The organism is Actinomadura fulvescens (genome assembly GCF_039533225.1).
Taxonomy (GTDB): domain Bacteria; phylum Actinomycetota; class Actinomycetes; order Streptosporangiales; family Streptosporangiaceae; genus Spirillospora; species Spirillospora fulvescens.
This window is the reverse complement of sequence record NZ_BAAATD010000001.1, coordinates 1,403,607-1,419,620: the sequence shown is the minus strand read 5'-3', so window position 1 is coordinate 1,419,620 and position 16,014 is coordinate 1,403,607. Positions and strand designations below refer to the sequence as shown.

The window sequence follows — 16,014 nt, the reverse complement described above, 5'->3', positions numbered from 1 at the left end:
TGAGACCTACTCCCCCAATCCACCCAGTAACACCACGGCCGTAACTGCACCTCACCGAAACGGTCATCCCCGTGGCCGCGTAAGGGCTGTGACGACTGCCGATCCCACTGCCAACGCCGTGACGACGCACTTCGAAGATCGACTGTTCTCCATCTCGCCGCCGTGGCCAGGAGCGGCCGAGCCCGGCGGGCTGAGTGCCCGCAGGGCATCAGCAAGCCATTCGGCCGTATCGTTGAGGACCCTCATTGCAAGGAGGACGGGTGGGATCTGCGCCGCCGTGGACGTTCAACCGACTTGAGACTCCCTACCTTGAGGATCCGTACCCGTTGTACGCGCGCGCTCGCCGTGAAGCGCCGGTTTTTCACAGCCCGGAGTTCGGACTGTGGTTCGTCACCCGCTACCACGATGTGTGGGCCGTGCTGAAGGACACGGCGCGCTTCTCCTCGCGCTTCTTGATGCGTACGCCCGCCGATGCGTCGCCGGCGGTCAGCGAGACGTTGCAGGAGGCGTACCCCGAGCTGCCGATGCTCGTCAACGACGACCCACCGGGCCACACGCGCACGCGCAATCTGGTGAGCCGCGCGTTCGCACCGCGGCTGGTGGCCGCACTGGAGCCGAGCATTCGGACGATCGTCACGCGGCTCGTGGACGGCTTCGCGGACGACGGCGGTGCCGACCTGATCGCCGAGCTGGCCTACCCGGTGCCGATCGAGATCATATGTACGCTGATCGGCCTTCCCGCCGAATCGCGCGACCAGCTCAAACGCTGGACCGACGACCTGGTGACGCTCGGGGCGCCCGGCACCGACGATGAGCGGCGGCTCGCGTGCGCGCGCGGTTCTGTCGCGTTTCAGCGATACCTGACAGCACAGATCGAAGCGCGCCGCGACGCGCCACGTGACGATCTGCTGACCGCGCTGATCAACGCGCGCGCCGACGGCGACCGGCCGCTGGACGTCGCCGAACTCGTCAATCTGCTGATCGTCCTGATCTTCGCGGGCCACGAGACCACGACCAATCTGATCGGCAACCTTCTGGTGCTGTTGCTCGCACGCCCCGAGATACTGCGGGCCATCCGGGACGACCCGACTCTGACCGAGGACGTGATCGCCGAAGGACTGCGTATGGACACGCCCGTGCAAGGCATGTTCCGTACGACGACCGAGGAAGTCACGCTCGGCGGGGCTCGCATCCCGGCGGGGGCGCAGGTGATGGTGCTGTTCGGTTCCGCCAACCGTGACGAGGCCGTCTTCTCCGACCCCGACCGATTCGACCCGGGACGCGGCAACAACCACCGGCACCTCGGCTTCGGCCATGGCATCCACGCGTGTCTCGGCGCGTCGCTCGCCCGTCTGGAGACACGGATCATCCTCGACACCGTGGCCGAGCGACTCCCCAACCCGAAGCTGGACCCCGGCCGGCCACCGACGTACGCCCCCAGCCTGATGCACCGCGGCCCGCAAGGGCTGCACATGGTCTGGTCTTAATACGACGCATCTGCGGTCCCGCTCGGCCAGGATCATGTCATCCGCGTTCACATCGTGCGCGAATCTTCACCGTGAACACCGACGGCAGACGAAGACGGACTCCGGGGCCTGCCATGGCCCGGCCTAGCGGCCGTAACCGGTCAGTGAGATCCAGGTGCCGAACCGGGTCAAGACGGCGACCGTGAGCGATACATGAGAAATCACCGTCTTGACCGCGCCCCGCGATCACGTTGGCCGCCTCCAGGACCGCATCGCGCGGTCCGGCGCCGCCCGAGGCCGGCTCCACAAACACGGACTGTCAAACAAAGGACAGCTGTGCGTCAACTCGGCGGACCAGCCGCCTCAGTGATCACAGAAGAAGCGTTACCACGTGGCCGGGACGTGGACTCAAGGCTGTGTCAGTTCGGTGTCAGCAAGTCAGGCTAAGTTCCCTATAGAAAGTGAGAAATCGGCACCGGGCCATTAAATGGACGTTCTGTCAAGAGCCATGCGGGCAGGCGCGGGAAAGAAATTGGAAGAGCATATGCTGGCGATCGAGAGGCTGCACGGTCTTCCGCTGTCCGAACGTCGCGAGGAGCTCGAAGAATTCGTCGTCACGGAGTTCAGGTCCACGCTGATGATGGCGGCTGACGAGGACCTTCCGTTCGATATGAGCTATTTCGAGCTCGGCTTCACCTCGCTGGGGCTCACCGAGATCAAGGAACGGCTCGAAACGCAGCTCGGCCGCCGGGTGAGCACGAACGTGCTTTTCAACAGCCCGACCATGGAACGCCTCATATCGTATTTGGCCGACGAGGTCCTGGCAGATCTCTTCGGCGCTCTGTCAATGCCGACAGATTGAGGAGCAGCACATGACCGCATCCGGCAGGGAGGCCAAGGGCGAGGGGACGCACGCCTCTGCGCGCAGCCGATGGAGGGGACGCCAGGCCGTGAACGACCCGGATCCGCAGACGCTCACCGCGCGGTCCGCCGAGCATGCCCGGCGACGTCCAGATCAGCCGGCCGTCATCTGCGAGGGCCGTGAGGTCACCTATGCGGAGCTGCACCGTCGCAGCAACCAGACCGCGCACGCGCTGATCGCCGAGGGGCTGCGCCGGGGAGCGCGCGTCGCCTACCTCGGCCGCGAGTCGGAGCACTACTTCGAGATCGTGCTCGCCTGCGCCAAGAGCGGGACCGTGCTCGTGCCGGTCAACTGGCGGCTGACCTCGCGCGAGGTGGATCACGTGCTGCGGGACTCCGGCGCCGGGCTGCTGTTCGTCGAGAGCGAGTTCCTGCCGGTCGTGGACCGGGTCCGGCCGGACCTGCCGTCGCTCGGCAGGGTGGTCCAGCTGGACACGCCCGGCTCGCGGGCGGACGGCTTCCTCGGCTGGCGGGCCGGTCACCCCGATGACGATCTCGATCCGGGCACCGGGCGCGACGACGCCGTCGTGCAGATGTACACCAGCGGGACGACCGGGCTGCCCAAGGGCGTCGTGCTCGCCCACCGCTCGTACTTCACCCTGGTCGAGCACATGAGCCGGGAGGAGGTCGACTGGTTCGACTGGTATCCCGAAGACCGGTCCATGAGCTGCTTCTCCGCCCTGCACTCGGCGGGCATGGGGTGGTTCCTCGTCGGGTTCGCGGCCGGATGCACGCACGTGGTCATGAGGATGTTCGTCGCCGAGGAGTCGGTGCGGCGCATCCGCGACGACGGGGTCACGATCATGTTCGCGGCGCCGGCCATGCTGCGGATGCTGCTGGCGGAGCCCGACGCCACGCGGCAGGCGTTCACATCACTGCGCAAGGTGACCTACGGGGGGTCGGCGATCGCGCCTTCGCTGCTGCGCCAGTGCATGGAGCGGCTGAACTGCGAGCTCGCGCAGATGTACGCGGCGGCGGAGTCGGGCTCGGGGATCACGTGCCTGGCCCCGGCGGAGCACAGGCCGGGCAATCCGAAGCTGAGCTCGGTCGGGCTGCCGTGCCCGGGCAACGAGGTGAGGATCGTGAACTCCGACGGGGACGTTCTGCCGCCCGGACAGGTCGGCCAGATCCGCGCCAGGACACCCGCCGACTTCATCGAGTACTGGCATCAGCCGGAGGCGACGAAGAAGGCGCTCGTGGACGGCTGGCTGTGCATGCCGGACGCGGGCTACCTCGACGACGACGGCTACCTGTTCGTCCTCGACCGGCTGGATGACGCCATCATCGTCGCCGGCCAGAACATCTATCCGGCGGAGGTCGAGACGGCCCTGGCCGAGCACCCGGCGGTGGCCGAGTCCGCCGTGGTGGGCGTGCCCGACGAACGATGGGGCCAGGCGGTCAAGGCCGCGGTCGTGTTCCACCCGGATCGGCGGGCGACCGCGCGCGACCTCATGGTCTTCCTGCGTGGCCGGATCGCCGATTTCAAGATTCCGACCCAGTACGACTTCGTGGAAAGTCTGCCCCGCAATCCGACGGGCAAGGTTTTGCGTCGAACGCTGCGCGCGCAAGCGTGATGAACGGGGGCGCGCCGGGCCTCCGGCCCGGCCGCACAAAATCGGGGGCTCCTTCACGCCGTGTCCTGGTGTGAATTCGCTGAGAAATCAGCCCTGGGGGTACATGACATGATCGAATTCTTGGTACTCGGGCCGCTGGAATGCCGGTCGGCCAATCATCCCGTGAACGTGACCGGAACACTCCAGCGCGCACTGCTCGCGACACTGCTGGCCGCCGAGGGAATCCCGGTGTCGGTGGACTCGCTGGTCGCGGAACTGTGGGGCGACTCGCCTCCTCCGCACTGGGAGAACGCGCTGCAGGCGCATATCAGCAGACTGCGCCGGCGGATAGACGCCGTCGCCGGCGACCGGTCCACCCGGCTCATCGTCGAGCACTCCGGATATCGCCTGCAGACGGAGGACGGAACGGTGGACGCGAAAGTGTTCATGCGCAAGCTCGACAATGCGCGGCTGCTCGGCACCACCGATCCGGGAACGGCGGCCGACGTGCTGCGCGACGCGCTGTCACTGTGGCGCGGCAAGGCCTTCGGCCTGGTGGCCCAGGGATCGCTGTGCCGGACGGTCGCGCAACGCTACGAAACCGCCCGGGTGGTGGCGCTGGAGACGCTCTTCGACCTGCAGTTGCGCGGCGGGCGGCACACGGACATCATCCCGATGCTGTCGGAGCTGGTCGAGGCGCCGACGCTGAACGAGCGCTTCTGCGAGCAACTCATGATCGCGCTCTACCGGTCCGGGCAGCAGGCGCGGGCGCTGGCCTCCTACTTCCGGATGCGCGACCGGCTCGACGACGAGCTCGGCGTCGAACCGACCATCACGTTGCGCAATCTCTTCAACGCGATCCTCAACCACCATCCGGCGCTCCGCCTGGGCGCCGATCACGCCGTGCTCCGCGCCTGAGGGGAGTGCTCGCCGGTACTCGGCCATGATCGACCATCCCGCACCCGCGTCACCAGGGTCATGGCCGGGTACTCCTAGCGGTCGTCGGTGATCCGCAGCAGGCGCCGGCCGAAGTCCGACATGACGGCGGTGGCGTGCTCGCCCACGTAGAAGTGCCCGCCGGGGTACTCCTGGTGCCCGAGATACCGGCGGCTGCGTTCGGTCCAGGCCGTCATCGCGTCCGGCTCGACCAGCAGCGGGTCCGAACGGCCCGCGTAGGACACCAGCGGGCAGTCCACCACGGCCCCGTCGTCCTCGTACTGCACCGCGATCCGGAAATCCGCGATCACCGGCGGCAGCACCAGATCCAGCATGTCCGGATCGCTCCAGAGCTCCTCCGGAAAGGCGCCGAGGTCCTGGAAGAGGCCGCCGAACTCGTTCGTCGAGAGCTTCTCGTGGCCCGGCGGCGCACGGAAGAAGCCCCTCGGCGACCAACCCGACATGCCGAGCAGCGACGGCGGCGGATCACCGTCGGCTTCGAGCCGGACGGTCAGCCGGTAGGCCAGCATGGCGCCGATGCAATGCCCGAAGAACGCGTACGGGCGTTCATCGTCCAGGGCCGCCAGCACCGCGCCGTGAAGGTCGTCGAGGAGTGTCTCCCAGTCGGCGGGCAGCGGCTCGGCGCGCCGGCTCTGCCGCCCCGGCAACGTCAGCGCCTGCGCGCCGATCTCCGCGGGCAGCAGGCGGCTCCAGCCCCGGTAGGCGGCCGCTCCGCTGCCGGCATGGGGCATCAGGAAGAGCCTCGTCCGGGCTTCCGGCGGCGGCTCCGCTGGACTGAACCAGCGGCTCTCTCCAGCAGATCCGTCCGCCTTCGGATGTACGCCGGAACGCGCCGGGCTCTGTGTCGTGTCCATCGCTATCCCACCTTCTCGAAGTGCCCGTCGAGGAACTCGGCGAGCGCGCGGGGCGTCGGGTTGCTGAAGATCTCTGGCGTGGGGAAGGAGATCGACAGCGAGGCGCACAGTTCCTTGCGGAGCCTGACCGCGAGAAGCGAGTCCATCCCGAGCTCGGTGAAGGCGTCGTCGGCCCCGATGTCGGCGAGGTCGGGGAACTCCAGCACCGTGGCGACCTTCTGCCGGATCAGCTCGATGATCGCTGCGCTGCGCTCGCCGCCCTCCGTTGTGCTCGGCAACGCTGCTTTGCGGTCGTCGTTCTCTGCTGTGCTCGGCAACGCTGCGCTGCGTTCGCCGCCCTCTGCTGTGGCCGAAACCGCTGCGCTGCGCTCGCCGTTCTCCGCTGTCGTCGGCAACGCCGGCTCGACCGCGCCCGCCGGGCCGACCGGCAGCCGGTACGGCCTGCGGTCGAACGCGTACGTCGGGAGCTCGATCTTCCGCCCGTGACCTCCCCGGTGGAAGCCGGGCCATGAGATCGGCTGACCGGCCGCGTAGGCCTTCGCCACCGCGTCGAGGATGACCTGGCCGTCTCGGTCGGACGAGTGCATGCTGGCCAGCCAGAGGTGCCGTCCGGGCGGGACGCAGCGCTTGCCCAGCGACGACAGCGTCGCGGACGGGCCGATCTCGATGAAGAGGTGTTTGCCACGCCGGTCCAGCGTCCGCATGGCGGCCATGAAGTTCACCGGTTCGGCGATATGGCGCACCCAGTAGTCGGCGCGGAAGTCGCTCTGCTTGGCGACCTCGCCGGACACCGTCGAGACGAGGGTGATCGTGGGCTCGGTGAACCGGACGCCGGCGAGCGCCTCCCGCAGGTCCTCGGTCACCTCGGCCATCAGGGGCGAGTGGGAGGCCTGCGACACCGTGAGGCGCTGGAAGTCCATGTCGCGGGCGACCAGCTCGGCGGTGATCGCCGCTATGGAGTCACGGCCGCCGGAGATGACGCACTGCTGGGGCGCGTTGATGGCGGCGACGGCGACATCCGGATGGCCCGCCAGCAGCGGGGCGACCGCGTCGGCGCCGGCCCCGACGGACACCATGCAGCCGGGCACGCCCACCGAATCCATCAGCCGCGCCCGGACCGTGATCAGCGTGGCGGCGTCCGCGAGGCTGAACAGGCCGGCCACCGCGCCCGCCGCGACCTCGCCCATGCTGTGGCCCGCGACCGCGACCGGCCTGACTCCCCACGACATCCAGAGGCGGGCCAGCGCGTACTCGATCGCGAACTGAACGGGCTGGCCGTACTGGGCCAGGCCGAGCGCCTCGACGTCCTCCGTTCCGCAGGTCCCCAGCACCATGCTCTTGATCGGACGGCCGACGATCGGTGTCAGGAGCTCGTCGCAGGCGTCCAGTTCCTCGGCGAACACGGGGTGCCGCCGGTACAGTTCCGCGCCCATGCCCGGGCGGAGGGGATTCAGGCCCGAGAAGAGGAAGGCGACTCTGCGGGACTGGCCTCCGGGTCTGTCGCCACGTTCCACGGCTGCCAGCATCTCCTCCAGCCGGGCGGCGAGGTCGTCGTGGCCGGTCACCACACCGGACACCCGTTGCCGGAGATGGGCACGGCCGACGTTGGCGGTGTGGCACAGGTCGGCGATGTCGAGGCCGGGCCGGGCGGCCGACCACTCCTGATAGCGCCGGATCTGCGCGGCGAGCGCCGAGGGCGACTTGGCGGAGATGGTCAGCACGTGGCCGCGAACGGGTCCGGGCGACCGGGTCGCCTGCGGCTGCTCGCTGGGCGCCTCCTCCAGAACGGCTGAGGCGATCGTTCCGGTGAAGCCGAACGAGTTCACCAGCCCCCGGCGAACCTCGGCCCGCCATGGCTCTGATCGGGCGGGCACACGTACGGGCCAGGTCTCCCAGGCGATACGGCTGGACGGCTTGTCCAGGTTGAGGTGCGGGAACACGGTGCCGCCGCGCAGTTGCAGCACCGTCTTGACCACGCCGCCGATGCCGGCCGCTGCCTCCATGTGCCCGATGTTGGTCTTGAGCGAGGCGACCAGGAGCGGATCCTCCGTGCTGCGCGACGGCCCGAACACCTCGGCGATCGAGGCCATCTCGATCGGGTCGCCGAGCGGCGTGCCCGTCCCGTGTGCCTCCACGTACTGGACGTCGCCCGGCTTCAGCCTCGCGTCGGCCAGTGCGGCGCGCATGAGCGCCTCCTGCGCGATGCCGTTGGGGGCGGTGAACCCGGCGCTCTCGCCGTCCTGCCGGACCGCGGTGCCGCGCACCAGCGCGAGCACGGTGTCGCCGTCCCGGACGGCGTCGCTGAGCCGTTTGAGCACGACCACGCCGCAGCCTTCGGCGCGGCCGTAGCCGTCGGCGGACTCGTCGAAGGTCTTGCAGCGCCCGTCGGATGAGAGCGCCTGCATGTCGCTGAGCAACACGCTGCTGTACGGGTGGTGGATGACGCCGACGCCGCCGCACAGCGCGAGCTCGCATTCCTCGCCGCGCAGGGCGTTGACCGCGAGGTGCAGCGCGACCAGCGACGACGAGCAGGCGGTGTCCACCGACATGCACGGGCCCCGCGCGCCCAGGAAGTAGGAGACCCGGCCCGCCACCGCCGCGTTCAGGAGCCCGCCGGCGAGGTATCCCTCCAGGTCCTCCGCGGCGAGCGCCCCGACCTCCCACGCGAAGTCCGCGGAGCTGGCGCCGAAGTAGACGCCGACGTTGCCGCGCCTGAGCCCGGTCGGGTCGATATTGGCGTTCTCCAGCGCCTCCCAAGACGTTTCCAGGGCCAGGCGCTGCTGCGGATCGATGCAGCGCGCCTCCTTGGGAGAAATGTTGAAGAACGAGGCGTCGAACTCATCGATTCCGGTCAGGAATCCCCCGCTGGCGGAGCTTATGCGGCCCTTTCCGTTGCCGTCGGCCCTGGCGAACTCGGCAGCCTGCCACCGGTCCGGCGGAATGGACGCGATCGCGGATCTCCCGGAGCCGAGGTATTCGGCGAACTCGTCGCCGGTCGTGCTGCCGCCCGGCATGCGGAGGCCCATTCCCACGATCGCGATGGGCTCGTGCAGCCGCTGGATCTGCGACTCGTATTCACGGATGATCTCACGTGCCGCGCCAAGCTCGGCTTCGGTCGTCGTCATGCGGGCCAATATGGCAGGCGGTCCTGATACGCGGCTGTTTCACGGCTGACGGCGAGTACGTCAGAACGGCGTCAGCGGGTGATCAGAAGCCTCTGCGAGGATTCCGCGAAGACGGAGAGAAGAACGGAAACAATCACCCTGGAGCGCACTCGTGGCTGATCCTTTTGAAAACGAGGAAGCACGCTATCTCGTTCTGGTCAACCACCAGGGCCAGCATTCGCTGTGGCCGGAGGCGATCGACGTGCCGTCCGGCTGGCAGGTGGTCTTCGGCGGCGCCAGGCGGCAGGAGTGCCTGGACTACGTGGTGGCGAACTGGACGGACATCACGCCCGGCGAACCGGCCTCCCGGGTGGACGCGCGATGACCGGCCTCATCGCCACCACGGAGGCGACGCTGTGCCAGATCATCGCCGGCGTTCTCGGCCTCGATCTCGTCGGACCGCGCGACGGTTTCTTCGAGGTGGGCGGAGACAGCGTTCTGGCCGTTCAGGTCGTGGCGCGTGCGCGCGAGGCCGGCCTCTCGTTCAGCGTGCGCGACCTTTTCGACCACCAGACCCCGGAGACACTGGCCGCCACGATTGACGACCGTCCCGCCGTCACCACCAGCGCGGACGGCGATTCCACGGACTACGCGGCCTCTACGGCACCGGCGAAATCGCCGCTCCTCGATTTCGCGGATGACGAGTTCGGCGAGTTCGGCGAGTTCGAGGACGTTGAGGCAGGCCGGCACGCAGGCAGCGCCGAAGGCGAATGGGAGACCCTCACGTGAACCGCGCCGGCATCGAGTGCGTCCTGCCGCTGACCCCCTTGCAAGAAGGGCAGATATTCCACGCCGAGTTCGACGAGACGGGCCCGAGCCTCTACAACATGTATCTGTCGGCTTTGCTGTCGGGGCCCTTGGACGTCGCGGCGCTGCGATCCGCCTGCGCGCAATTGCTGGCCAGGCATCAATGCATGCGGGCCTGCTTCCGTCAGGACCGGAACAACCAGACCGTTCAGGTCGTCCTGCGCGAGGTACCGCTGCTTTGGCGACAGGTCGACCTGTCCGCCTGTCCTGAGCCTGAACGCACCGAGCGGCTGGAAAGGTTGTCGGAGTCCGTCCGATCGGAGCGCTTCGACCTCACGAAACCGCCGCTGACCCGGTTCGTGCTGGTGCGGCTGGCGCCGGACGAGCACCGCTTCATCCTCTGCACCTATCACGCCGTCCTGGACGGGTGGTCCTCCTGGCTGCTGCTGGGCGAGCTGGCTCAACTCTATGAACGGCGCGGAGACGCCTCCGGGCTGCCCGAGCCTCCGCCGTACGAGGACTACTACCGCTGGCTGGCCAGACAGGACCGCGTCGCGGCCGAGCAGGCGTGGAAAGCCGCGCTCGACGGGCTGCCGGGGCCGACCCTGCTGGCGCCGTCCGGACCTGAACGATGGCTGGCCGACAGCGAGCAGTTCAACGTCGGGATTCCCGCCGAACTGGTCACGAGGTTGCGAGGCTTCGCACGCAGCCGCGGCCTCACGATGAACACCGTCTTCCAAGGAGCGATGGGGCTGGCCCTCGGCACCGCCACCGGCCAGAGCGACGCGGTGTTCGGGGGCACGGTCACCGGCCGCCCTCCGGAGGTGCCGGGCATCGAGAACATGGCGGGGATGTTCCTCAACACGGTGCCGGTCCGGGTACGCCAGGACCTCAGCCGGACCGAGACGGTCGCCACCATGCTGGCGCGGCTCCAGGCCGACCAGGCGCGGCTGATCCCCCACCACCATCTCGGCCTGGTCGACATCCGGCGTGCGGCGGGACAGCCGGAACTGTTCGACGCCCACCTGTCGTTCCAGAACTTCCCCGGGGCGGGCACGACGAGCGGTTTCCCGATGTCGGACGTGCGGACCGACGTCAAGACCAACTACACGCTCGGCCTCGCTGTACAGGCGTCGGGCGACGTGATCGACATGGCCGTCGAACACCGGCCCGGCCTCTTCGATCGGGCGAGCGCGGAAGAACTGGCGGCGCGATTGGTCCGGGTGCTTGAGGCGACGGCGACGGCACCGGACGTCCCGGTGAGCCGCGTCCAGGTACTGGCGGCCGAGCAACGGCAGGAGCTGCTGGAGCTGGGCCGGACGCGACCGGCAGCGGCTGAGCCGGAGCTGGTGCCGGAGCTGTTCGCGGCGCGGGCGGCGACGGTGGAGCCGGAGCTGACCGCGTTGGTGTGCGGCGATGCGGAGCTGTCGTTCGGTGAACTGGCCGGACGGGTGAACCGGCTGGCCCGCTGGCTCATCGCGGCAGGAGCGGGTCCAGGAGATCCGGTCGCGGTGCTGCTTCCACGATCGGCCGACTCGATGGTCGCGCTGCTGGCGGTGTTGGCGGCGGGGGCGATGTACGTACCGGTGGACCTGACGTATCCACCGGAGCGCGTGCGGTTCATGCTGGCGGACGCGGCGCCGCACGTGGTGATCACCACGGCCGAGCTGGCGGAACAGGCAGATCTCGGTGCACGGCCGCTGGTGCTGGACTCCCCCGAGACCGCGGCCGAATTGATGGGATTGGCGGACGGGCCGATCGGCGCGGACGAGCGCCGCAGGATGCTGACACCGTCGGACCCGGCGTACACGATCTACACCTCCGGGTCGACGGGCCGGCCGAAGGGCGTTGTCGCCACCCATCAGGGCCTGGCGGCCCTGGCCGCGTTCATGCGCGGCGAGGTGATCGAACCTGCGGCACGGCGGGCCGGACGGCGGCTGCGGGCGATCCTGGTGGCGGCGCTGTCGTTCGACGCGTCCTTGGACCTGGTGCTGTGGCTGCTGGACGGCCATGAGCTGCACGTCCTCGATGACGACACCCGTCGCGACGCAACCGCGCTGGTCAGCTATGTGCGCGAGCACCGGGTGGACGTGGTGGAGGCCACTCCCTCGTATGCCGAGCAGCTGATCGAGAACGGACTCCTGGACGGGCGACGTCGACCGTCGGTGCTGATCGTGGGCGGCGAGGCAGTAGGCGCCGGGCTGTGGGAACGGATCAGCCAGGCCGACGAAGTCACGGCCTGGAACTTCTACGGCCCGACCGAATGCACGGTGAACTCGGTGGTCGCCCCGGTGACCGGTGATCGACCGGTGATCGGCCGCCCGGTGCCCGGCACTTGGGTGTACGTGCTGGACGAGTCGCTGCGCCCCGTTCCGGTAGGAGTACCGGGCGCGCTGTATATGGCCGGGGCGCAGGTAGCACGAGGCTATTGGAACCGTCCTGGCATGACCGCGGAGCGGTTCGTGGCCGACCCGTTCGCAGCCCGGGGCGAACGGATGTACCGCACCGGAGACCTGGTGCGCTGGACCCGCGACGGCGTACTGGAGTTTCTAGGTCGGGCCGATGCCCAGGTGAAGATACGCGGCTTCCGCATCGAGCCCGGCGAGATCGCCACCGTCCTGACCGAAAGCCCACTGATCAACCAAGCCGCAGTCGTAGCCAAACACGACAGGCTCGTCGCCTACCTCGTCCCGACCGACAGCCCACCCGACACCGGCGAACTACGCCGCCACGCCAAGACCAAACTCCCCGACTACATGATCCCCTCAGCCTTCATCACCCTCGACGCCCTACCGCTGACGCCGAACGGCAAACTCGACCACAAGGCCCTTCCCGATCCCGCGGAGTCGCCTACTCCCGTGGTCCGGGGCCCGCGCGATCGCCGGGAAGAGGTCCTGTGCGGGCTGTACGAAGAGTTGCTCGGCCGCGTGCCGATCGGGATCGACGACGACTTCTTCGCGCTCGGCGGTCACTCGCTGCTGGCCACGCGGTTGACGAGCCGGATACGGACCGAGCTCGGCGCCGAGCTTTCCGTCCGGGTGGTGTTCCAGGCGCCGACCGTGGCCGGGCTCAGCGCGCGGCTCGCGGACGCCCGTCCTGCCCGTCCCGCGCTGCGGCCGATGCGCCGTGCGGCGACGACCTGAGGAGACACGATGATCCCGTTGTCGTTCGCGCAGCGGCGGCTGTGGTTCTTGAACAAGCTGGAAGGCCCCGGCGCGACCTACAACATGGCGGGAGCGCTGCGGCTGCGAGGGCCGTTGGACCACCAGGCGATGGCGGCCGCCATCAACGACGTCATCGACCGGCATGAGCCACTGCGGACGGTGTTCCCGGTCGTCAAAGGAGAGCCCTGCCAGCAGGTACTGGACACTGATCAGGCCGGCCTGGAGCTGGAGATCACCGAGCCCGGGTCCTGTGGCCTGACGGCGGCGATGCGCCAGGCCGCGAGCCAGGCGTTCGACCTGGCCGCCTCCAGGCCGCCGTTTCGCGCGACGCTGTTCGTCCTCGGCCCCGACGAGCACGTGCTCATGCTCGTGGGTCATCACATCGTCGGCGACGGCTGGTCAACGGGCCGGCTGCTGCGTGACGTCGGGCGCGCCTACCAGGCGCGATCCCAGGAGCGCGCGCCGGATTGGGAGCCGCTGCCTGTCAGTTACGTGGACTACACGTTGTGGCAGGCCGAACTCCTCGGCCGAGCCGACGATCCCGCCAGCGTGCTCGCCGGTCAGCTCGCGTTCTGGGCCAAGGAGCTGGCGGACGCGCCCGAGTGCCTGCCGCTGCCCACCGACCGGCCCCGGCCCCCGGTCGCCACGTACCGCGGCGATGTCGCGCCGCTGACGGTGAGCGCCGGCCTGCACGCTCGTCTCACCGACCTGTCGCAGGCGAACGAGGCGACGTTGTTCATGGTGCTGCACGCCGGACTGGCCGTGCTGCTGAGCAGGAGAGGGGCGGGGCAGGACATCCCGGTCGGGTCACCGCTGGCCGGGCGCACCGACGATGCTTTGGACGATCTGGTCGGATTCTTCATCAACACGGTGGTCGTACGCACGGATCTGTCCGCGGATCCGAGTTTCGCGGAGTTGCTGGGGCGGGTGCGCGAGCGGACGTTCGCGGTGCTGGAGAACCAGGACGCGCCGTTCGAGCTGGTGGTCGAGCACCTCAACCCGGAACGGTCACCGGCCCGCAACCCCCTCTTCCAGGTCCTGCTGACGCTGCAGAACGCGCCGCGCGACGCGGATCCGCTGCCGGGGCTGAACGCGGAGATGGAGGTGATACGCACGGCGACCGCCAAGGTCGACCTCTCCTTCACGCTGACCGAGGACCACGATCTCGACGGGCGGCCGGCCGGGCTGACGGGCGACCTCGAGTACGCGCTCGACCTGTTCGATCGGGAGAGCGCGGAGGAGCTGGCGGCGGGGTTGGTACGGGTGCTGGCGGCGGTCGTGGCGGCACCGGACGTCCCGGTCAGCCGGCTCGACGTGCTGACGGCCGAGGAACGGCGAGCGCTGCTGGACCTGGGGCAGGGCGAACCGGCGACGACCGGACCGGAGCTGGTGCCGGAGCTGTTCCAAGCGCGAGCCACGGCGGAGCCGGAGCTGACCGCGTTGGTGTGCGGCGATGCGGAGCTGTCGTTCGCCGAGCTGGCCGGACGGGTGAACCGGCTGGCCCGCTGGCTCATCGCGGCAGGATCGGGTCCAGGAGACCCGGTCGCGGTGCTGCTTCCACGATCGGCCGACTCGATCGTGGCGCTGCTGGCCGTGTTGACGGCTGGGGCGATGTACGTACCGGTGGACCTAACGTATCCACCGGAGCGGGTGCGGTTCATGCTGGCGGACGCGGCGCCGCACGTGGTGATCACAACGGGGGCACTGGCGGAACAGGCGGATCTCGATGTCCGGCAGCTGGCGCTGGGCTCGCCGGACGCGGAAGCCGAGCTGGCAGAGCTGGCGAACGGGCCGGTCGGCGCGGACGAGCGTCGCAGGATGCTGACACCGTCGGACCCTGCCTACATGATCTACACCTCGGGGTCGACGGGCCGGCCGAAAGGTGTGGTCGCCACCCACCAGGGCCTTGCCAACCTGGCCGCGTTCATGCGCGACGAAGTGATCGAGCCGGCGGTGCGGCAGGCAGGGCGGCGGCTGCGGGCCGCCCTGGTGGCAGCGCTGTCGTTCGACGCGTCCTGGGACATGGTGCTGTGGCTGCTGGACGGCCATGAGCTCCACGTGCTCGACGACGACACCCGCCGCGACGCACACGCGCTGGTCGGCTACGTCCGCGAGCACGGGGTGAACGTGGTGAACGTGACGCCCTCGTATGCCGAGCTGCTGACCGAGGACGGACTCCTGGACGGCGAACATCGACCGTCCGTGCTGATCCTGGGCGGCGAGGCAGTGGGCGCCGGGCTGTGGGAACGGATCAGCCAGGCCGACGACGTCACGGCCTGGAACTTCTACGGACCCACCGAATGCACAGTTGACTCAGCGGTCGCGCCGGTCAGCGGCGACCGGCCGGTGATCGGCCGTCCTGTACCCGGCACGCGGGTGTACGTGCTGGATCAGTGGCTGCGCCCCGTCCCGGCAGGAACGCCGGGCGCGCTGTACGTGGCCGGGGCACAAGTCGCCAGGGGATATTGGCGCCGGCCAGAGCTGACCGCTGAACGGTTCGTCGCAGATCCCTTCGGAACACCCGGCGAACGCATGTACCGCACCGGCGACCTGGCCCGCTGGACCCGCGACGGCACGCTGGAGTTCCTCGGACGTGCCGACGATCAGGTCAAGGTACGCGGCCACCGCGTCGAACCCGGTGAAGTGGCCACCGTCCTGGCCGAGAGCCCGCTGGTCAAGACTGCGGCGGTGGTCGCACGCGACGACGCGCTGGTCGCCTACCTGGTTCCGGCCGACGGCACCGCCGACCCCGCCGAACTGCGCCGCCACGCCATGACCGAACTCCCCGTCCACATGGTCCCCTCGGCGTTCGTCACCCTCGGCGCCCTGCCGCTCACCCCCAACGGCAAACTCGACCACAAGGCCCTCCCCGACCCCGCGGAGTCGCACGCCCCGGCGGGCCGGGAGCCGCGCACCCGCGAGGAGGAGGTCCTGTGCGGGCTGTACGAGGAACTCCTCGGCCGCGCGCCCATCGGAATCGACGACGACTTCTTCGCGCTCGGCGGCCACTCGCTGCTGATCACCAAGCTGGTCAACCGGATACGGAGCGACCTGGGCGCCGAGGTCTCGGTCCGGGCGGTCTTCCAGGCACCGACCGTGGCCGGGCTCAGCGCCGGGCTCGCCGACGCCCGGCCCGCCCGGCCCGCGCTACGCCCGATGACCGATCCGGCGATGATCTGAGGAGACAC

Annotated in this window: 10 protein-coding genes; 8 read left to right on the top strand and 2 right to left on the bottom strand. The window is 69.3% G+C overall.

Annotated elements, in window-relative coordinates:
• Window positions 1-260 precede the first annotated feature (260 nt).
• From ABD333_RS06550 to ABD333_RS06535, 4 genes are all read left to right on the top strand, one after another.
• A complete protein-coding gene (locus ABD333_RS06550) occupies window positions 261-1,487 on the top strand; it encodes a cytochrome P450 (protein WP_344538591.1) in 1,227 nt (408 codons plus the stop codon).
• A gap of 523 nt (window positions 1,488-2,010) precedes the next feature.
• Window positions 2,011-2,328: an acyl carrier protein gene (locus tag ABD333_RS06545; protein ID WP_344538589.1), complete on the top strand. Its 318-nt coding sequence runs from the start codon at window positions 2,011-2,013 to the stop codon at window positions 2,326-2,328.
• 10 nt (window positions 2,329-2,338) lie between these two features.
• Window positions 2,339-3,961 carry a long-chain-fatty-acid--CoA ligase gene (locus ABD333_RS06540; protein WP_344538587.1) on the top strand — a complete coding sequence of 541 codons (1,623 nt, stop codon included), beginning with the start codon at window positions 2,339-2,341 and terminating at the stop codon, window positions 3,959-3,961.
• A gap of 108 nt (window positions 3,962-4,069) precedes the next feature.
• Window positions 4,070-4,858, top strand: coding sequence for an AfsR/SARP family transcriptional regulator (locus ABD333_RS06535; protein ID WP_344538585.1), 789 nt, complete (start codon window positions 4,070-4,072; stop codon window positions 4,856-4,858).
• A gap of 74 nt (window positions 4,859-4,932) precedes the next feature.
• Here the strand turns inward: ABD333_RS06535 and ABD333_RS06530 are convergent, their stop codons facing one another.
• Together ABD333_RS06530 and ABD333_RS06525 are read right to left on the bottom strand one after the other, a co-directional pair.
• Entirely contained in the window at window positions 4,933-5,751 is an 819-nt protein-coding gene (locus ABD333_RS06530; protein ID WP_344538583.1) for a thioesterase II family protein, read from the bottom strand.
• A gap of 2 nt (window positions 5,752-5,753) precedes the next feature.
• Complete coding sequence (locus ABD333_RS06525) at window positions 5,754-8,876, bottom strand: type I polyketide synthase (protein ID WP_344538581.1); 3,123 nt, start codon at window positions 8,874-8,876, stop codon at window positions 5,754-5,756.
• 151 nt (window positions 8,877-9,027) lie between these two features.
• Between ABD333_RS06525 and ABD333_RS06520 the strand changes: the two genes are divergently transcribed.
• Genes ABD333_RS06520 through ABD333_RS06505 form a run of 4 tightly spaced genes read left to right on the top strand, consistent with a single transcriptional unit; the run spans window position 9,028 to window position 16,006 of the window.
• Complete coding sequence (locus tag ABD333_RS06520) at window positions 9,028-9,240, top strand: MbtH family protein (protein WP_344538579.1); 213 nt, start codon at window positions 9,028-9,030, stop codon at window positions 9,238-9,240.
• Window positions 9,237-9,644, top strand: a complete 408-nt coding sequence (locus ABD333_RS06515; RefSeq protein WP_344538577.1) for a phosphopantetheine-binding protein — start codon at window positions 9,237-9,239, stop codon at window positions 9,642-9,644. The genes ABD333_RS06520 and ABD333_RS06515 overlap by 4 nt, the downstream gene beginning before the upstream one ends.
• Complete coding sequence (locus ABD333_RS06510; RefSeq protein WP_344538575.1) at window positions 9,641-12,805, top strand: non-ribosomal peptide synthetase; 3,165 nt, start codon at window positions 9,641-9,643, stop codon at window positions 12,803-12,805. The genes ABD333_RS06515 and ABD333_RS06510 overlap by 4 nt, the downstream gene beginning before the upstream one ends.
• Before the next feature lie 9 nt (window positions 12,806-12,814).
• Window positions 12,815-16,006, top strand: a complete 3,192-nt coding sequence (locus ABD333_RS06505) for a non-ribosomal peptide synthetase (protein WP_344538573.1) — start codon at window positions 12,815-12,817, stop codon at window positions 16,004-16,006.
• Window positions 16,007-16,014 lie beyond the last annotated feature (8 nt).